The sequence below is a fragment of the Nitrosomonas supralitoralis genome (assembly GCF_003011925.2).
Lineage (GTDB): Bacteria > Pseudomonadota > Gammaproteobacteria > Burkholderiales > Nitrosomonadaceae > Nitrosomonas > Nitrosomonas supralitoralis.
The window spans coordinates 1-2,008 of sequence record NZ_PXXU01000133.1; the positions used below are offsets into that span (position 1 = coordinate 1).

General features: G+C 44.8%; 2 protein-coding genes and 1 pseudogene. All 3 read left to right on the plus strand.

Features of this window, described 5'->3' with window-relative positions:
- Positions 1–266 (plus strand): annotated as a pseudogene (locus tag C7H79_RS16945) (transposase); the annotation flags it as partial.
- 280 nt (positions 267–546) lie between these two features.
- Positions 547–1,629 carry an IS110 family RNA-guided transposase gene (locus C7H79_RS16950; protein WP_106708399.1) on the plus strand — a complete coding sequence of 361 codons (1,083 nt, stop codon included), beginning with the start codon at positions 547–549 and terminating at the stop codon, positions 1,627–1,629.
- Positions 1,630–1,671: 42 nt separating this feature from the next.
- Positions 1,672–1,911: an integrase core domain-containing protein gene (locus C7H79_RS19630; protein WP_106708400.1), complete on the plus strand. Its 240-nt coding sequence runs from the start codon at positions 1,672–1,674 to the stop codon at positions 1,909–1,911.
- Positions 1,912–2,008 lie beyond the last annotated feature (97 nt).

Below are 2,008 nucleotides of genomic sequence, written 5' to 3' on the forward strand. Positions count from 1 at the left end.
GACAACACAAAACATATCCTTACCTACTCAAAGGCAAGATAATAAACCGGCCCAATCAAGTCTGGGCCGCTGATATTACCTATGTGCCAATGGAGAAAGGCTTTGGTTATCTGGTTGCCATCATGGACTGGCACTCCCGTAAAGTACTGAGCTGGCGCTTATCCAACACGAGGGATGCCGATTTCTGCGTTCAGGCTTTGGAGGCTGCCATTCAAGACCACGGTTGTCCGCAGATATTCAATACCGATAGTAAGAATACATGTACCAGATTTCAATAATCGATTGACTCATTCATTGAATGAGTATTTATCTGAGTTCTGGTGCCGTAAGGATTGCCACGTTTCCTGACTCCAATACCGATCGACCATTATATGTGTCATTCCCTGGATCTGTCGGTTACTTGGCAACCTCTGACGGTGAGGTTTCACCTCGCCTTTGCCTGTGACCCAAGAAGGGCCTGATCGCTTATCTCATTACTGTCTTGTCCTGGCAAGCGGTTTCGGTGAATCCCTATTCAATAACATTATTCGAAAATGGGGAGCTGAAATGAATAATCCATCATCATTCAATCATCAGGGTATCGTCGGAGGCGTCGATACACACAAAAATCTTCATTTCGCGGCTATAGTCGATGCATATGACCGAGTCCTTGCCAGCAACTCTTTCCCAACGAGGCGCCATGGTTATAAATCAATGTTGAATTGGATGCAGTCATTTGGTGAAGTCAAACGTATTGGCGTAGAGTGTACAGGGACTTACGGTGCAGGCCTGCTAAGGTATCTACAACAATTTGGTATCGAAATTCTAGAGGTCACCGCACCTGATAAAATAGACCGGCGCAAGCGCGGCAAGGACGACACAATTGATGCGGAAAATGCAGCACATGCGGCATTTGCTGGTATACGCACAGTGACACCTAAAACTCGTGATGGCATGGTGGAATCGTTACGGGTTCTTAAGGTATGCAGGAAGACCGCCATTGTAGCTCGTCGTATCGCACTGCAAATGATCCAAATGAATATTATCTCTGCACCCGAGGCGATTCGTGAATTACTATGCACAATGACTCGAATGCAATTAATCCGTACCCTTGCTGCCTGGCGGCCAGATCTGAGTGGGTATCGCGATATATCAACTGCATACAAAATTGCATTGAAATCGCTGGCACGACGATATTTGGAGTTACATGATGAAATCGTGGATTTGGATGCGATGATTTCAGTCATTGTTGATGAATTAGCTCCCGAACTGGTTGCGGGCAAAGCCATTGGATATGAATCTGCGGCACAGCTACTCATTACCGTAGGAGATAACCCAGAGCGCCTGAAGTCTGAAGCCAGCTTTGCGGCATTGTGTGGTGTTAATCCAATTCCAGCTTCATCAGGCAAGATCAATAGACACAGATTGAATCGTGGTGGCGATAGAGCAGCTAACAGCGCTCTACATATTATTGCTATTGGGAGACTGAGAACAGACGCCAGAACTAAAGAGCATGTTGAAAAACGTGTAACCCAGGGTCACACGAAACTTGAAGCGCTTCGCTGTGTTAAACGCTATATTGCAAGAGAGGTATATTACACTTTGAGAAAACGGAATAATTTTATCAATAGCACACAAATCGCTACTTGACATTTAGAAGGGCATCCAGGGTGCTCAGTTCACCAGTGAAGCATGGATAGCTGTTTTGAAAATCACAATGTCCAGGTCAGCATGGATGGAACGGGTTGTTACCTTGATAATATTTTTGTTGAACGGCTATGGCGTACAGTAAAGTATGAACTCTTATACACCAGGGCATTTAGTGACTTAAAGGAGGTAAGGAAAAGTTCGACTCAGTGGTTTGGCTGGTACAATCAGGAACGGTTTCATCAAGGTCTTGATAACCAAACACCCAATGAGGTTTATTATTAATATCAAGCAATTCATCAGGCTGCCTGAGCTTGATTAACTAACAATAGCAGAGCTTAATTCTACTCTCAGGTTGTACAGTTGTAGGAGACCACTTCAC